The organism is Neomoorella carbonis (assembly GCF_045278715.1).
GTDB lineage: Bacteria > Bacillota > DSM-521 > Neomoorellales > Neomoorellaceae > Neomoorella > Neomoorella carbonis.
On record NZ_CP136420.1, the window covers coordinates 866,504 to 881,481 of the forward strand.

Sequence of the window (14,978 nt, forward strand, 5' to 3'; positions counted from 1 at the left end):
ATTATTATGGCGATATCCTGTTAAAGGAGGAATTCGGGTGCTGGAATTTGAGGACGGTGATCTCAATCAATTTGCGGTCATTAAAGTGGTGGGGGTAGGTGGAGGTGGCAATAATGCTGTTAACCGCATGATTGCTGCCGGCCTGCGGGGAGTAGAATTTATCAGCGTTAATACGGATGCCCAGGCCCTGCGCCTTTGCCAGGCAGAACAGAAGATCCAGATTGGGGCCAAGCTGACCAAGGGCCTGGGGGCGGGGGCCAATCCCGAAATCGGTAAAAAGGCAGCTGAAGAGAGCCGGGAAGAGCTGGCCCAGCGCCTGCAGGGGGCTGATATGGTTTTTGTCACTGCCGGTATGGGCGGCGGTACAGGTACCGGGGCGGCCCCGGTGGTGGCCCAGATCGCCAAGGAGGCCGGGGCCCTGACTGTTGGCGTTGTCACCCGCCCCTTTAGCTTTGAAGGCCGGAAACGGGCCAACCAGGCGGAGGCCGGCATAGCGGAGTTAAAGACAAAGGTTGACACCCTGATCATTATTCCCAACGACCGGTTGCTGCAGGTAGCCGATAAGCAGACCTCTATCCTGGAAGCCTTCCGCATAGCCGATGATGTGTTGCGCCAGGGCGTCCAGGGCATTTCCGACCTTATTGCCGTGCCCGGATTGATCAACCTGGATTTTGCCGATGTCAAGACCATTATGAGCGATGCCGGTTCGGCGTTGATGGGTATCGGCCGGGCCACTGGCGAAAAAAGGGCCGCGGAAGCAGCCAGGATGGCCATTTCCAGCCCTTTGCTGGAAACCTCCATTGAAGGGGCCAGGGGTGTGCTGCTAAACATTACCGGGGGTACCAACCTGGGGCTCCTGGAAGTTAATGAGGCGGCGGAAATCGTGGCCGCGGCGGCCGACCCGGAAGCGAACATAATTTTTGGCGCCGTCATTGATGAAAGCTTGAAAGATGAAATCCGCGTTACCGTCATTGCTACCGGCTTTGAAGCCGTGCCGGCAGCCCAGAAAGAGGCAGCGGCAGCCCGGGATGCGGATCTCAATATTAAGCCCTTTAATCTTGACGACCTGGACATACCGGCCTTCCTGCGGCGCAGGTAATTGGCCCTTAAACCTGTTACCTTTAGGGTAACAGGTTTTTTATTACCCATTAAATGACAAAATTTTCCATGAGGAAGTTATATAATAAGTTATAGTTATGAAACTGCCATAATACTCATATCATGGTAATAATTAGCCTAACCTCCGGGAAGGGAGGCTGATCTACCTGTGGTTTATTTAGATGTCCTGCTGGCCATTAACCTGGTAATGGATTACTTCATCCTCTGGACGACGGCCAGGCTGGGACAGCTGGCAACTACCGTCTGGCGGCTGCTCGCCGGAGCAGCGGTAGGAGCAGTTTATTCCCTGGTCATCCTGTTTCCCGGTGGGGCGTGGGAGCAGTCCCTGCTTGTTAAGATTTTATTTTCCCTCGTTATGGTCGCGGTAGCCTTTTATCCCTTAAACGGGCGGCGGTTTCTCCAGGCCCTGGTCTATTTTTACCTGGCGGCCTTTGCCATGGGAGGGGCGATGCTGGGGGCTATTTACCTGGCCGGCGGGGAGGCGGCAACACCGGTCATGGGGGGGATGATGGTTCTGGCCCAGAATATCCGTTACCCGTGGCTGCTGGTGGCCGTGGCTGCTGCCGGACTGCTGGCCGTCCTCGGAACAAACTGGCTTAAAAAAAACTTCTGGCAGCAGATGCTGCGCCTGCCGGTGATCATAACCTTTGCCGGCCGGCAGCGGGCCTTAAAGGCCCTGGTTGATACCGGCAACAGCCTGCGCGATCCCCTTACCCAGAGGCCGGTAATTATTGTCGAATACAGCGCCCTTCAGGGCCTCCTCCCGGAAGCAATTGTTAAACACTACAGCCAGGAGGAGACCGACCTGGAAAGCCTGGTAAAGTCCCTGGCCGGCTCGCCCTGGGCCACAAGGCTCCACCTGCTACCATATCACTCTCTGGGCCGGAGCCATGGTATGTTGCTGGGCCTTAGACCCGACGAAGTAATCGTCATTACTAACGAACGCATGATTAAGATAAAAAACGTCATTGTGGGCCTGTACAGGGAACGGCTTTCTACGGAGGGCAACTATTGCGCGCTATTACACCCCGATTTGCTGCAAGTCAGTATGGGCCTCTAGGGGGGAAGAGCTCATGCAGCAGCTATTCGTAATTGCTAAATTAAAAATCCAGGCGTTTTACAGCCACCTGGTAGTCAGGTTGAAATGGCTGGGCGAAGTTTTTTATGTCGGCAGCAGTGAAGCCCTGCCGCCCCCCCTTTCCAGCGATGAAGAGTCCGACCTTCTCCTGCGCCTGGAGGACGGCGACGCCGGTGTAAAAACCGTCCTTATCGAGCGCAACCTGCGCCTGGTAGTCTACATCGCCCGCAAATTTGAAAATACCGGCGTGGGGATTGAAGACCTGGTGTCCATTGGCACCATCGGCCTCATTAAAGCAGTCAATACCTTTGATCCCAAGAAGCGCATCAAGCTGGCCACCTATGCTTCCCGCTGTATTGAAAATGAAATTTTAATGCACCTGCGGCGTAACAATAAAACACGGGCCGAGGTTTCTTTTGACGAGCCGTTAAACATTGACTGGGACGGCAATGAGCTTTTGCTTTCGGATGTCCTGGGGACGGAAAATGATATTATTTATAAATCCATTGAAGAAGAGATCGACCGCAAGCTCCTGCAAATGGCCATGCGGAAGCTCTCGGCCCGGGAGCGCAAGATTATGGAATTTCGCTTCGGCCTCCTGGACGGCGTGGAAAAAACCCAGAAGGAGGTAGCCGACATCCTGGGCATCTCCCAGTCCTACATTTCCCGCCTGGAAAAACGGATTATCAAGCGCCTGCGTAAAGAAATCGCCCGGATGGAATAAGATGCTTGTTGGTGGTGCTGTGTCCATCGCCGCTCAAAAGTTACGCGCCGACAGAACTACGGCTCGGTTCGGACCACTGCTCGCCGCCTGTGGATTGCCAATGAAGAGTCTGCTTGTTCCGCAAGCTATGAGCCTTCTATGAGATTACGTTTGTTTCCTTTCAAAGGCACGCTCAGGCGTCCTCGGCGGCGGCAGCGGTAACCTCACCTCGCCTGTTCTGTTACCGGCGCTCCACTATTCGCGGCTCCGGGACACAGCACCACCGCTTCAATAGTCACCGAGACTTCACGGGAGCTTAAATAGCTCCCTTTATTTTGCCCTTTTGCCGGCCCCGTATAAAAGCCGGGAGGCATGGTAATAATTATGCCAGAGCCACCGTCAGGAGGTTTCTCGCCAGTGATGCTCAATAAAGTAGAAATTTGCGGTGTGAATACCTCCAAGTTGCCCTTGCTGACAAGCGAGGAGATGCGGCAGCTTTTTGAGGCCATGCAAAGGGGGGAACCGGAGGCCCGCGAAAAGCTCATTAAAGGCAATTTACGCCTGGTCTTGAGTGTAATCCAGCGCTTTACCAACCGCGGTGAATATGTCGACGACCTTTTCCAGGTGGGCTGCATCGGCTTGATGAAGGCAATAGATAACTTTGACCTGAGCCAGAACGTCAAGTTCTCCACCTATGCCGTACCCATGATCATCGGGGAGATCAGGCGTTACCTGCGGGACAATAACTCCATCCGGGTCAGCCGTTCTTTGAGGGATATTGCCTACAAAGCCCTCCAGGTAAGGGATGCGCTGGTGAATAAACTGGCTCGGGAACCTTCGGTAGCGGAAATCGCCAGGGAAATCAATCTCCCCCAGGAAGAAGTAATCTTTGCCCTGGATGCCATCCAGGAACCGGTATCTCTCTTTGAGCCCATCTACCATGACGGCGGCGATCCTATATATGTTATGGACCAGATCGGTGATGAAAAAAACCAGGACGGCAGCTGGCTGGAAGGCATAGCCATCCGGGAAGCCATGAATAAATTAACCCCCAGGGAGCGCCTGATTTTATCTCTGCGCTTCTTTGAGGGTAAAACCCAGATGGAGGTGGCCGATGAAATCGGCATCTCCCAGGCCCAGGTTTCCCGGCTGGAAAAAGCTGCCCTGCAACATATGCGCAAGTATATATAAAAAGCCGGCAGCCGGCGGTTCGAGTGCCTTTTTACGGAGGTGTCAAGGAGTGTCTTTATTGAAGAAGTCGATATTATTCTTTGTCCTGGCCGGCTTATTATTCCTCGGCGGGGACGCGGCCTGGACGGGCAGAAAGGCAGCAGTACCGGCCTATAATTCCCATAACTTAATCCGGCTCCACGTTATTGCCAACAGCGATACCGTTGCCGATCAGGAGCTGAAACGCCATGTCCGCGACGCCGTCCTCGCCAGCATAGGCCGAAGCCTGGCCGTAGCCGGGGATATTGGCGCCGCCCGGCGGCTGGTGAGCAGCAATCTGGCTGCCATTACTGCTGCAGCCGAGGCGCAAATCCGGCGGGAAGGACAAAATTATACCGTGAGGACGGAATTCGGGGACTTTGCCTTTCCCACCCGGGCTTACGGGGATATAACTCTGCCGGCGGGAAACTACGAGGCCGTTCGTGTGGTGATCGGCGCCGGGAAAGGGGAAAACTGGTGGTGCATCCTGTTTCCTCCCCTGTGTCTGGTAGATGTCACCGGTAAAGTAAATGCCGGTTTTCTTGCCGGCCGACCGGTAATGGGCGGTGAAGAAGGAACGGCAAAAATCAAGTTGGGATGGAAAATCATGGAGATATGGCAATCCTCACGCCACCACCTGGCGGGATTGTGGCCTTAAACCAGCAACGCTGGTTTTTTCTTTTGTGGCCTTCGAGTTATATGTAGCACATATAATTAAATATAACGGGAAGGCCCCGGGCTACAGCCGGAGGTGTTGACCATGATCCGGGTGACCGAACTGCGCCAGCGGGAGGTAATTAATGTCATTGACGGGCGGCGGCTGGGAACAATTAAAGATATTGACCTGGACCTGGAGGCCGGACGGGTAAAAGCTTTAATCGTACCCGGACAGGGAGGCAGGTTTTTTTTCTTTTTCGGCCGGGAAGAAGATTTAATTATCCCCTGGGAAAACGTGGTTAAAGTAGGAATTGACGTTATCCTGGTAGAAAGTTATAGCTTTACGTCCCCTGTGCACCGGGAAAAGGCTTAAGGAAGGGCGGCCTTATGTTATAATAGAGGCAGGGGGATACCTTTGGCGGCCTTTATCAGGGAGAACAGGGAAGGGATCAGTTACTGGCGGGTTCCCTTTTTAGAAGAGCAGGCGCCGGTGAAGGCTTTTTACAGCAGTCGTGCCGGCGGTGTCAGCCGGCCGCCCTATAGCACCTTGAACCTGGGCTTGCATGTGGGCGATGAACCGGCAGCAGTGCTGGTCAACAGGCGGAGGCTGGCAGAGGTGCTGGATCTGCCCCTGGAGAACTGGGTTGTCGGTGAGCAGGTCCACGGCAACAGGGTGGCCCTGGTGGCCCGGCAGGATGCCGGCCGGGGTGCCGTGGAACTGGCAACGGCCCTGCCGGGTGTTGATGCCCTGGTGACGGCTGCACCGGGGATAACCCTGGTGGCCTTTTATGCCGACTGCGTTTCCCTTTACTTTATCGACCCGGTAAATAATGTTATCGGCCTGGCCCACGCCGGCTGGAAGGGTACAGTGTTACAGGTGGGGAGCCAGGTAGTGGCCAGGATGGCAGCTGAATTTAACAGCAATCCGGCTGATGTCCTGGCAGCCATCGGGCCGGCTGTAGGGCCCTGTTGCTACCAGGTAGATACCCGGGTGGCCGGCGCGGTCAGGGAGCACCTCCCCTGGGCCGGTGAAGTTTTAATCCCGGATGGACCCGGCCACTACCGCCTGGACCTTCCCCGGGCCAATTACCTGGAACTCCTGGCGGCAGGACTAAAGCCGGAACATATTGCCATAGCCGATCTCTGTACCTGCTGCCAGGCAGAAACCTTCTTCTCTTACCGGGCGGCCGGTGGCCCCACCGGGCGCCAGGCGGCTTTATTATCCCTATTGAGGTAAATACTTATGAAGACAGCTTACAGTCCAGGCCTCCCGGCCCGGCCGCGGCAGCGCCGGCGGTGGAGGCGTTTTATCTTACCGGTCCTGGGCTTGCTTCTTTTTACCCTGGTGGTCCGGTTGGGTTTTCAGCAGGCCTTTCAGGCCATTGCCTGGCACTTTTTAAAGGTGGAAAGGGTTGATTACGGCGTCCTGGAGGACAACCTCGCCCTGGAGGTTTTTATTGCCAGGGAAGAGCAGGTTCTGGTAGCTCCGGCGACAGGAACCCTGGTCCCGGTAGTGCCCGAAGGGGAGCGGGTCCCGGCGGGGGCTACCATCGCCCGGGTATTGCCAGTGGCCTCCACTCCGCCAGGGCAGGGAACAATGGAAATCAAAGCCCCCTTTCCCGGCCAGGTTTCCTACCAGACCGATGGCCTGGAAAAAGCTCTCCAGCCCGCCAACCTTGGTAATATACAATACCAGGACCTGAAGCGCCTGGTGGAATTAGCAGTTCCAGTGACGGCTGAAGGCCAGGTGAAAGCCGGTACGGCCGTTAGCCGCCTGGTCAACAACCTGGCTCCCCTGGTAGTATATGCCCCTCTGCAAGAGTTTCCACCTGGCTGGCAGCCTGGTAAAAGAGTAACCCTTAAACTGCCGGAGGGCGGGGACGAGGTGCGGGCCAGCATTACCCGGTTGCAGGATGAAGGCAAGCAAAAGGCCGTCCTCATGACCATCACTTCCTGGGATGAGCGCTGGCTGACCCCCCGCCGGCTGGAAGTAGCCGCGGTATTAAACCGTTACCGGGGAACAATTTTACCTGCAGCTGCTTTGAGCAACGGGCCGGGGGGAGCAAAGGGGGTCTACCTCCTGGCAGCGCGGGGAATCAAATGGCAGCCAGTTGCCATTACAGGCCGGGTGGGGGACAGGGTGGCCGTCCAGAACATAGAAGCCGGCGCGGAAGTCATTGTCAACCCGGTTCTGGCCCGGTGGCTGGTAAAGTAGCGGTGTTTCATTTCGCCAGTGCAGCAGGATTTATTATAAAGATGTAGAAATTATAGAGGATTGACGGAGGAAAAAAGATGGTTAACCTGGCAGAAAATATCGCCCTGGTACGGGAAAGGATAGCCGCTGCCGCCCGCCGCAGCGGGCGGCAGCCGGAAGATATAACCCTGGTGGCGGTGACCAAAACCATTTCCCCGGAACGTATTCAGGAGGCCGTAAGTTTGGGCCTCAGGGACCTGGGAGAAAACCGGGTCCAGGAACTCCTGGCCAAGCAGCCCTACATAAGCGGTGTCAACTGGCACCTCATCGGTCACCTCCAGCGCAATAAAGCCCGCCAGGTATGGGATAAGGTAACCATGATCCATTCGGTTGACAGCCTGGAACTGGCGCGGGAACTGGACAGGCGGGCCACGGTTGCCGGTCGCCGGGTTAACATCCTCGTGGAGGTTAATGTGGCCGGCGAGGAGAGTAAATTTGGCCTGGCGCCGGAGGCGGTAATCCCTTTTATACGGGAGCTCACAGGGTTTACCGGCCTGCGCGTCCTGGGCCTGATGACGGTAGCTCCCCTGGTAGAGGATGCCGAAGAGGTGCGGCCGGTTTTTCGCCGGCTGGCAGACTTACGGCGGGAGGTGGAAGCCCTGCACCTGCCGGGAGTGGACATGCGTTACCTTTCCATGGGTATGACCAACGATTTTGAAGTTGCCATTGAAGAAGGAGCCAACCTGGTGCGAATAGGCACGGCCATCTTTGGCGCCAGGGTATAAAATGCTGTAGCGGAGGTGAGGGATATGGCCTTTTGGGATAGTTTACTTAACTGGCTGGGTTACGGCCACGAAGAAGGTTCCCAGGTCACAGACAATCAGGTCAAGGAATGGGATATACCCCCGGCCCCATCGAACCCCGGCAAAGCTAAACTGGTAAGCCTGCCGACGGCGCGCCAAACTTTACGCCTGGTAATTGCCCGCCCCCAGTCCTTTGACCAGGCGGCAGCCCTGGCGGAAAACTTGAAAAACTACCGGCCGGTAATTGTCAATGTCGAAGCCCTGCCGGTTGACGAGGCGCGGCGGATTGTCGACTTTTTAAGCGGAGCCACCTATGCTCTGGGGGGACGGGTGCGCCGGGTAACGAGCGGCATCTTTTTATTTACTTCCAGCAATATTGATTTGAGCGGCGACCTGGAAGAACAGGTGGCAGGCGGTATCAACTGGCTGGAAGCAGCCGGGCGTAAATAGCAGGAGGATTAAAATGTTATGGAGGGTACTATTGGCTTTCTGGGTGCCGGCGCCATGGGAGAGGCCTTGATTCGCGGCCTGCTGCAGAGCCGCCAGATACCCGCGACAAGGATCCTGGCCTGGGACATCCGGCGGGAAAGGCTGCAGGAACTGGAGGGTACTTACGGCCTGCAGGCCGCGGCCGGCAGGGAAGAGCTGGCAGCAAAGGCGGATATCCTCATCCTGGCTGTCAAACCCCAGAACGTGAAGGAGGCCCTGGGCGGCCTTCAAGTCGGGAAGGAAAAACTGGTTATCTCCATCATTGCCGGCGTTACCCTGGCCAGGCTGGCCTCTTACCTCGGGGAAGTGCCGGTAGTGCGGGTGGTACCCAATACCCCCGCCCTGGTAGGGGAAGGCATGACTGCCCTGGCGGCCAACAAATTTGTACAGCCGGAAGCTCTGGAGAAGGCGCTGGCCATTTTCCGCTCCGTCGGCCGGGCTATAGTTTTGCCGGAGGAACAGCTCAATGCCGTAACCGGTTTAAGCGGCAGCGGGCCAGCCTATATTTATGTGCTTATTGAAGCCCTGGCCGACGGCGGCGTGCGCCAGGGACTTCCCCGGCCGGTAGCTTTGGAACTGGCGGCCCAGACCGTCCTGGGAGCGGCGCGGATGGTACTGGCCACCGGCGAGCATCCGGGGGTTCTGAAGGATAAAGTGGCTTCACCGGCGGGGACGACTATTGCCGGCCTGGCCGTCCTGGAAGACCGGGGTGTCCGGGGTGCCGTCATCCGGGCGGTAGAGGCAGCCACCTTGCGCGCCGAGAGCTTAAGTAAGGAGTAGAGTTCATGCAAACTTTATTGCTGCTAATACGAGCTGCCTTTGAAGTGTTGAACTGGCTGATTATTGCCCGTATCCTCATATCCTGGTTTCCCCATGACCCCAACCATCCCGTTCTGCGCTTTATCTACGAAGTTACAGAACCGGTGCTGGCCCCTTTTCGCCGCCTCATGCCGCGTACCAGTATCCCCATTGACTTTTCCCCTATTATAGCGGTCCTGGTGTTACAGCTGGTAGAACGCCTGCTCATCAGTTTTATTCTGAACCTGGGATAGGAGGGGGATACAGTGCTGACGCCGCTGGATATCAACAAAAAAGAATTCCACCGCTCCTTTCGCGGTTACAGCTGCGAAGAGGTCGATGAATTTCTGGAACAGGTCTTGCGGGACTACGGCCAGGTCTACCGGGAAAACCAGGAGTTACGGGAGAAAAACCTGCGCCTGGCAGAGGAACTGGAGCGCTATACCAAACTGGAGCAAACCCTTAAGGATGCCCTGGTCATGGCCCAGCAAACAGCCGATGAGATGCGCCAGAACGCCCAGCGGGAAGCCGGCCTGATTATCCAGGAGGCGGAGAATAAAGCCCGGGAGATTTTAAACCAGGCGCGGCTGCAGGTGGAAAAGGCCGAGCGCTACCGGAGCGACCTGGAAGCTATGGCTGCAGCTTTTAAGACGCGACTGCGTTCTTTCCTTCAGGCCCAGCTGGAACTCCTGGCCGCTGAGGAGGCAGCAGCTTCTACTGACGCTGATAGCCAACCGGGCGGGGAAACTATTTCTGAAGGAGTTTAAGGAGTGACGACGTTAAGTGGATTATAGCAAAACCTTGAATCTGCCGCGGACCGATTTTCCCATGCGGGCCAATTTGCCCCAGCGAGAGCCGGAGATCCTCAAATTCTGGGAAGAACAGGATATTTACCGGCTGGTACAGGAAGCCAACAAAGGCAAGCCCAAATTTATTCTCCATGACGGGCCGCCCTATGCCAACGGCCATATCCACCTGGGGCATACTTTAAATAAAATCCTCAAAGACATCATCGTTAAATATCATTCCATGAACGGCTACGATGCGCCCTATGTCCCGGGATGGGATACCCACGGCCTGCCCATTGAGCAGCAGGCTATTAAAGACCTGGGGCTCAACCGCCGGGCCATTGATGTCGTAGAGTTCCGCAACCGCTGTCGCGATTACGCTTTAAAGTACGTCAACATCCAGCGGGAGGAATTCAAACGCCTGGGCGTCCGGGGCGACTGGGAACACCCCTATCTTACCCTGGAGCCGGAATACGAGGCCATTCAGATCGGCGTCTTTGGCGAGATGGCCAAAAAGGGTTATATCTATAAGGGGCTCAAGCCGGTCTACTGGTGCACCGACTGCGAAACGGCCCTGGCCGAAGCCGAAGTCGAATACGGCGAGAAGCGTTCGCCCTCTATTTATGTCAAATTCCCCGTAGTCGACGCCCGCGGTCTTTTTGAGGCGGATGGTAGCTCTGTCGTCATCTGGACGACAACGCCCTGGACCCTACCGGCCAATGTGGCCATTGCCCTGCACCCGGAATTTAAGTACGTCCTGGTCCAGGTGGGGAATGAACGTTACCTCATGGCAGAGGAGCTTTACCGCCAGGTCTTTGAACTGCTGGCAATAAAAGATTACCAGGTGGTGGCTGCCTTCACCGGTGCCGAACTGGAAGGGGTCGTCTGTCGCAATCCCCTTATGGATAGGGATTCGGTCGTTATCCTGGGGGAACACGTTACCCTGGAACAGGGCACCGGCTGCGTCCACACGGCCCCCGGGCATGGCCTGGAGGACTACGAAGTAGGCATGCGCTATAACCTGCCGGTGCTCTCGCCCCTGGACGACCGGGGCCACTTTACCCCGGAAGCCGGCCAGTTTGCCGGCCTGTTCATTGAAGATAGCAATAAAGCTGTGGTCAAGGAGCTGGAAGCCAGGGGGGCTCTGCTGCATTTCGCCTTTATCAAACACCAGTACCCCCATTGCTGGCGCTGCAAGCATCCTGTTATCTTCCGGGCCACGGAGCAGTGGTTTGCGTCCATTGACGGTTTCCGCCGGCAGGCCCTGGATGCAATTAAAGAAGTAAAATGGATTCCGGCCTGGGGCGAGGACCGCATTTACAACATGGTGGCCGAGCGCAGCGATTGGTGTATCTCCCGCCAGCGGACCTGGGGCGTACCCATTCCTATCTTTTACTGCGTAGAGTGCGGCAAAGAAATTATCAACGACGCCACCATCAGCCACCTGCAGAAACTTTTCCGGGAATTCGGTTCCAATGTGTGGTTCGCCCGGGAGGCGGAGGAGCTGGTGCCGGAAGGGTTGAAATGCCCTGCCTGCGGTGGCCGTAAATTCCGCAAGGAAACGGATATTATGGACGTGTGGTTTGATTCCGGTTCCAGCCACGCCGCCGTGCTCGCCACCAGGCCGGAACTGGGCTGGCCGGCCGACCTGTACCTGGAGGGCAGCGATCAGCACCGGGGCTGGTTTAACTCCTCCCTGTCGACGGCAGTGGCCACCCGGGGTCGGGCTCCTTACCGCCAGGTGCTGACCCATGGTTTCCTGGTAGATGAGGAAGGACGCAAGATGTCCAAATCCCTCGGTAACGGCATCGACCCGGCGGATGTCATCCGGGAAAAGGGGGCCGACGTCCTGCGCCTGTGGGTGGCTTCGGCCGATTACCGGCGGGATGTAGCCGCTTCACCCCGCATCATGCAGCAGTTGACCGAGGCTTACCGCAAAATCCGCAATACCTGCCGGTTCCTGCTGGCCAACCTTTACGACTTTGATCCCGGAAAAGATAAGGTAAGCCGGGAGGAAATGCTGGAAATAGACCGCTGGATAATGGATAAACTCCAGCGCCTGGTGGCCAGGGTCACGCAAGCCTATGAAGATTATGAGTTCCACGTGGTCTATCATACCATCCACAATTTCTGCGCCGTGGATTTAAGTGCTATTTACCTGGATATTATCAAGGACCGCCTCTATACCTGGCCGGCCGCCTCAAAAGGGCGGCGTTCAGCCCAGACGGTGCTTTATGAAGCCATCAACATCCTGGTACGACTGTTAACGCCGATACTCGCCTTTACCACGGAAGAAATCTGGCGTTACCTGCCGGCAGTTCCCGGCAAGCCCGTCAGCGTCCAGCTGGCCGGCTGGCCGCAGGTGCAGGATGCATTCCTGGATGACGAGCTGCAGGCCCGGTGGGATAAAATTTTGCAGGTGCGCGATGTTGTTACCCGCGCCCTGGAACGAGCCCGCCAGGAGCAGGGCCTGGGCAATTCCTTAAATGCCGCCGTCCACCTTTACCCGGATGCCGGGCTGTACCGGTTCCTCCAGTCCCTGGAGGGGGAACTGGCGACCATCTTCATTGTTTCCCAGGCCGTTTTGCACGCCCCGGGAGAAGAGGCTCCGGCCACGGCCTTTGCCGCCGAAGACCTGCCCGAACTCAAGGTGGTGGTCGAGAAGGCTCCCGGTGAAAAATGTGAACGCTGCTGGATGGTCAGTTCCACCGTGGGCCGGGACACCGACCATCCCACCCTGTGCGAGCGCTGTGCAGCCGTTTTGCGCCAGGTTTAAAAAACAGCCATAAAAATAAAGGAACGGGCTATACTAAAAAAGCCGGTAACACGCTGCACGAAAAGAGCGAGGCTAAGTAACAGGGAAAGGAAGGGCAGGGACGGTGAGGCAGTTCCAGGAAGAAGATTTTTTGCCCGTGGAAGTTCCAGTGGGGGTATCCGGCCGCCATATCCATCTCTGCCGGGAGGACCTGGACGCCCTTTTCGGCCCCGGCTACGAATTAACAGTGTACCGGGAGCTCAGCCAGCAGGGGGAATTTGCCGCCCGGGAAACGGTTACCGTCGTCGGCCCGCGCGGCGTTCTGGAGGGTGTCCGGGTTTTAGGTCCGGTCCGGCCTTACTCCCAGGTGGAAATAGCCATGACCGACGGCTTCCGCCTGGGCTTAAAGCCGCCGGTACGGCAATCCGGAGACCTGGCTGGTACGCCCGGCATAGCTGTGGTCGGTCCGGCCGGCGCCATCAACCTGCGCCGGGGTGTCATTCTGGCCGCCCGCCACATCCATATGGAAGAAGACCGGGCCAGGGCCCTCCACCTCCGCGACGAACAGCAAGTGCGGGTCTGGGTGCCGGGGATACGGGGCATGATCTTGAATAATGTAATTATCCGGACCAGCCCCCACTACCGCCTGGAGCTGCACCTGGACACCGACGAAGCCAATGCCGCCCTGCTGTCCGGCGGCGATAAAGTCAAAATCCTGCGTCCTTGAAGCAGGATTTTTTATTTTGGGTACGGGGAAAGCTATAAAGGAGTTTTTTCGGAGGAGTCATTTATGACGGCGTGCCGCAACCATCGAAAGCATGAAAATTGCGGGCTGGCATTTGTCTGAAGCGAGCGACTTGGTCCGAGCGGCGAAGCGGCCATGGCGAAGCCGAGGAGCGAGGGCGGGGCCGAGGACAGGAGGTCCGAGGCCGGCCTTTGAGGCAAGGACGCCGAATAGGCCGGGAACCCCGCCCGAGCCCGAGGCTGAGCCATAGGCCGCTCCGTGAGGACCACGGAGCGAGCTAGACAATGCCAGCCTGTGATAAAGTTATTCTCGGAGGAGCAAACCCTATTGGTTGATAATGAAAAGGCAGCCGTTTTTCTGGCCGAAAAGATGCAGCAATTAACAGCCGCCATAGAAAAAGCCAGCATCGCCGAGTGGATAGAAATCTACCGCCGGCCCTGGCGGCTCCTGTACCTGAACTTTGCCGCCGGGGTGGCCAGGGGCCTGGGTATAGCCGTGGGTTTTACCATCCTGGGCGCCATAGTTATCTACATCATCCGCGAACTGGCCCTGCTCAACCTGCCGGTCATCGGTAAACTCATAGCGGAAATTGTCCGCATGGTCCAGCAGGAGGTTTATTAAACTGGGAGGCTTTCATATGGATGCAAAATCCTTAAAGCATTTTCGCCGGAAATTGCTGGAGGAAAAGAAAAAGCTGCAGGAACAAATAGATTCCTTTAACAGCGGGGGATTGCGGGAATCCCTGCTGGAGTCCATCCAGGAACTGTCCCGTTACGATAACCATCCCGGGGATCTCGGCAGTGAGGAATTCGAGCGCAGCAAAGACCTGGCCTTGAGGGACAACGCCCGTATCCAGCTGCAAAAGATAGACGATGCCCTGGAAAGCATCCAGGATGGGACCTACGGCTACTGCCGGATGTGCGGCCGGGAGATACCGCGGGAACGGCTGGAGGCTATACCCGAGACAACCCTGTGTCTGAAGTGCCGTAAAAAAATGGAAGGGGCAGGAGACATCAACCTCCGTCCCGTCGAGGAGCAAGTCATCCTGCCTCCTTTTGGCGGCCAGTTCTCCGATCCCTATCAAAAACACCCGGACGAGGAGGAAGCCCTCATGTATGATGGGGAAGACACCTGGCAGGACCTGGCCCAAACTATTGAACACGCTTCCGAATCCCGCAGCGGCGCCTACTTTGGCCCCCTGGATCTGGATGAAGACCAGAGTTATGTTGAACCGGTAGAAGGTATTCCCTATTTTAAGGGCGCCGACGGCATGTTTTATGAAGATACCGGAGCCTACATTGATGATGAAGGGTCCCCGGCGGAAAAGGTAATTGGCGACGCTGGCTGGGACCGGGTGGTGCGGGATAGGGACGATAAAAGATAGTCATTCGTAGGGTATAGTTTCCCGGGTATCATCAGGCTTCCGGAAAGAGAATACGGTGGTGGTGTCTTCATCCGGCAACAACCGTTCAAAATCGCCGCAGTTGGTATCCAGGCCGTTTCTGGTGATGTGGATGGTTTCCAGCTTGCAGTAACCGGCACCATCGTGGTGGACACAGATATCAACCTCACAGGGTATGCGGGGCAAATTTAATCACCTTCTTTCACCAAAAGCTTCTGTTCCAGGCTGGGGTATTGCC

Annotated in this window: 18 protein-coding genes; 17 read left to right on the forward strand and 1 reads right to left on the reverse strand. The window is 56.7% G+C overall.

From position 1 onward, the window contains the following. Positions 1-37: 37 nt before the first annotated feature. From ftsZ to MCACP_RS04555, 17 genes are all read left to right on the forward strand, one after another. Entirely contained in the window at positions 38-1,099 is a 1,062-nt protein-coding gene (gene ftsZ, locus MCACP_RS04475) for a cell division protein FtsZ (RefSeq protein ID WP_406678186.1), read from the forward strand. A 168-nt stretch (positions 1,100-1,267) separates the two neighbouring features. Beyond that, on the forward strand, positions 1,268-2,179 hold the full coding sequence (gene spoIIGA / locus MCACP_RS04480; RefSeq protein WP_406678187.1) for a sigma-E processing peptidase SpoIIGA: 912 nt from the start codon (positions 1,268-1,270) through the stop codon (positions 2,177-2,179). Positions 2,180-2,192: 13 nt separating this feature from the next. Continuing rightward, the gene (sigE, locus tag MCACP_RS04485; RefSeq protein ID WP_406678188.1) at positions 2,193-2,921 is read left to right on the forward strand and encodes an RNA polymerase sporulation sigma factor SigE; all 729 of its coding nucleotides are present in this window, start codon (positions 2,193-2,195) and stop codon (positions 2,919-2,921) included. A gap of 399 nt (positions 2,922-3,320) precedes the next feature. Next, positions 3,321-4,091: an RNA polymerase sporulation sigma factor SigG gene (sigG, locus tag MCACP_RS04490; RefSeq protein WP_406678677.1), complete on the forward strand. Its 771-nt coding sequence runs from the start codon at positions 3,321-3,323 to the stop codon at positions 4,089-4,091. Positions 4,092-4,149: 58 nt separating this feature from the next. Then, a complete protein-coding gene (gene spoIIR, locus MCACP_RS04495; protein WP_406678189.1) occupies positions 4,150-4,767 on the forward strand; it encodes a stage II sporulation protein R in 618 nt (205 codons plus the stop codon). Positions 4,768-4,869: 102 nt separating this feature from the next. Further along, positions 4,870-5,139: a PRC-barrel domain-containing protein gene (locus MCACP_RS04500; RefSeq protein WP_406678190.1), complete on the forward strand. Its 270-nt coding sequence runs from the start codon at positions 4,870-4,872 to the stop codon at positions 5,137-5,139. A 42-nt stretch (positions 5,140-5,181) separates the two neighbouring features. Beyond that, on the forward strand, positions 5,182-6,003 hold the full coding sequence (gene pgeF / locus MCACP_RS04505; protein WP_406678191.1) for a peptidoglycan editing factor PgeF: 822 nt from the start codon (positions 5,182-5,184) through the stop codon (positions 6,001-6,003). Positions 6,004-6,009: 6 nt separating this feature from the next. Continuing rightward, complete coding sequence (locus MCACP_RS04510) at positions 6,010-6,981, forward strand: HlyD family efflux transporter periplasmic adaptor subunit (RefSeq protein ID WP_406678192.1); 972 nt, start codon at positions 6,010-6,012, stop codon at positions 6,979-6,981. Between the two features lie 77 nt (positions 6,982-7,058). Then, on the forward strand, positions 7,059-7,745 hold the full coding sequence (locus MCACP_RS04515; RefSeq protein ID WP_406678193.1) for a YggS family pyridoxal phosphate-dependent enzyme: 687 nt from the start codon (positions 7,059-7,061) through the stop codon (positions 7,743-7,745). Between the two features lie 24 nt (positions 7,746-7,769). Beyond that, positions 7,770-8,213, forward strand: coding sequence for a cell division protein SepF (locus MCACP_RS04520; protein WP_406678194.1), 444 nt, complete (start codon positions 7,770-7,772; stop codon positions 8,211-8,213). Positions 8,214-8,231: 18 nt separating this feature from the next. Beyond that, complete coding sequence (gene proC, locus MCACP_RS04525) at positions 8,232-9,032, forward strand: pyrroline-5-carboxylate reductase (RefSeq protein ID WP_406678195.1); 801 nt, start codon at positions 8,232-8,234, stop codon at positions 9,030-9,032. Between the two features lie 5 nt (positions 9,033-9,037). Further along, complete coding sequence (locus tag MCACP_RS04530) at positions 9,038-9,304, forward strand: YggT family protein (protein WP_406678196.1); 267 nt, start codon at positions 9,038-9,040, stop codon at positions 9,302-9,304. A gap of 12 nt (positions 9,305-9,316) precedes the next feature. Beyond that, entirely contained in the window at positions 9,317-9,817 is a 501-nt protein-coding gene (locus MCACP_RS04535; protein ID WP_406678197.1) for a DivIVA domain-containing protein, read from the forward strand. Positions 9,818-9,833: 16 nt separating this feature from the next. Continuing rightward, a complete protein-coding gene (ileS, locus tag MCACP_RS04540; RefSeq protein ID WP_406678198.1) occupies positions 9,834-12,614 on the forward strand; it encodes an isoleucine--tRNA ligase in 2,781 nt (926 codons plus the stop codon). A gap of 103 nt (positions 12,615-12,717) precedes the next feature. After that, positions 12,718-13,320, forward strand: a complete 603-nt coding sequence (gene pduL / locus MCACP_RS04545) for a phosphate propanoyltransferase (protein ID WP_406678199.1) — start codon at positions 12,718-12,720, stop codon at positions 13,318-13,320. 387 nt (positions 13,321-13,707) lie between these two features. Further along, complete coding sequence (locus MCACP_RS04550; RefSeq protein ID WP_406678678.1) at positions 13,708-13,959, forward strand: DUF5665 domain-containing protein; 252 nt, start codon at positions 13,708-13,710, stop codon at positions 13,957-13,959. A 16-nt stretch (positions 13,960-13,975) separates the two neighbouring features. Beyond that, entirely contained in the window at positions 13,976-14,722 is a 747-nt protein-coding gene (locus MCACP_RS04555; RefSeq protein WP_406678200.1) for a TraR/DksA C4-type zinc finger protein, read from the forward strand. Here the strand turns inward: MCACP_RS04555 and MCACP_RS04560 are convergent, their stop codons facing one another. Beyond that, on the reverse strand, positions 14,723-14,926 hold the full coding sequence (locus tag MCACP_RS04560; RefSeq protein WP_406678201.1) for a DUF1540 domain-containing protein: 204 nt from the start codon (positions 14,924-14,926) through the stop codon (positions 14,723-14,725). Between the last annotated feature and the right edge of the window lie 52 nt (positions 14,927-14,978).

Excerpts from the sequence above, each read along its gene's own strand:
- sigE (WP_406678188.1), top strand. The coding sequence starts at position 2,193 with ATGCAGCAGCTATTCGTAATTGCTAAATTAAAAATCCAGGCGTTTTAC.
- sigG (WP_406678677.1), top strand. The coding sequence starts at position 3,321 with ATGCTCAATAAAGTAGAAATTTGCGGTGTGAATACCTCCAAGTTGCCC.
- MCACP_RS04500 (WP_406678190.1), top strand. The coding sequence starts at position 4,870 with ATGATCCGGGTGACCGAACTGCGCCAGCGGGAGGTAATTAATGTCATT.
- MCACP_RS04510 (WP_406678192.1), top strand. The coding sequence starts at position 6,010 with ATGAAGACAGCTTACAGTCCAGGCCTCCCGGCCCGGCCGCGGCAGCGC.
- MCACP_RS04515 (WP_406678193.1), top strand. The coding sequence starts at position 7,059 with ATGGTTAACCTGGCAGAAAATATCGCCCTGGTACGGGAAAGGATAGCC.
- MCACP_RS04520 (WP_406678194.1), top strand. The coding sequence starts at position 7,770 with ATGGCCTTTTGGGATAGTTTACTTAACTGGCTGGGTTACGGCCACGAA.
- proC (WP_406678195.1), top strand. The coding sequence starts at position 8,232 with ATGGAGGGTACTATTGGCTTTCTGGGTGCCGGCGCCATGGGAGAGGCC.
- MCACP_RS04530 (WP_406678196.1), top strand. The coding sequence starts at position 9,038 with ATGCAAACTTTATTGCTGCTAATACGAGCTGCCTTTGAAGTGTTGAAC.
- MCACP_RS04550 (WP_406678678.1), top strand. The coding sequence starts at position 13,708 with ATGCAGCAATTAACAGCCGCCATAGAAAAAGCCAGCATCGCCGAGTGG.
- MCACP_RS04555 (WP_406678200.1), top strand. The coding sequence starts at position 13,976 with ATGGATGCAAAATCCTTAAAGCATTTTCGCCGGAAATTGCTGGAGGAA.